Source organism: Idiomarina sp. Sol25, from assembly GCF_033052775.1.
Lineage (GTDB): Bacteria > Pseudomonadota > Gammaproteobacteria > Enterobacterales > Alteromonadaceae > Idiomarina.
This window is the reverse complement of sequence record NZ_JAUPEW010000062.1, coordinates 1-345: the sequence shown is the minus strand read 5'-3', so window position 1 is coordinate 345 and position 345 is coordinate 1. Positions and strand designations below refer to the sequence as shown.

At 57.7% G+C, this 345-nt stretch carries 1 protein-coding gene; it reads right to left on the bottom strand.

Annotated elements, in window-relative coordinates; genetic code table 11:
* On the bottom strand, positions 1-345 hold a 345-nt coding region (locus tag Q5L94_RS13470), incomplete at both ends, for a UDP binding domain-containing protein (RefSeq protein WP_317498872.1).

The following is a 345-nucleotide window of genomic DNA, read 5'->3' as shown; positions in this document are numbered from 1 at the left end:
CCCATCTCGCGAAATTCCTGGTGCGCGACGGCAAGGATCACACCATCATAAACGCCCTGCTCCGGGGCAGGCGTCAGCTCAAGACCGTATTCTGAACGCGCGAGATCCGGATCGGCATGCGGGTCATACACATCAACTGTGACTCCGAACTCCCGTAGCCCTTCGATCACGTCGATCACTCTCGTATTGCGCAGATCAGGACAGTTCTCTTTGAATGTCAGCCCCATGATCAGGACCCGTGTATCCACGACAGGCATGCGGCGCTGGAGCATGGCCTTAATCATCCGCTGCGCGATGTAATCCCCCATCCCGTCATTGAGCCTGCGTCCCGACAAGAGCATCTCC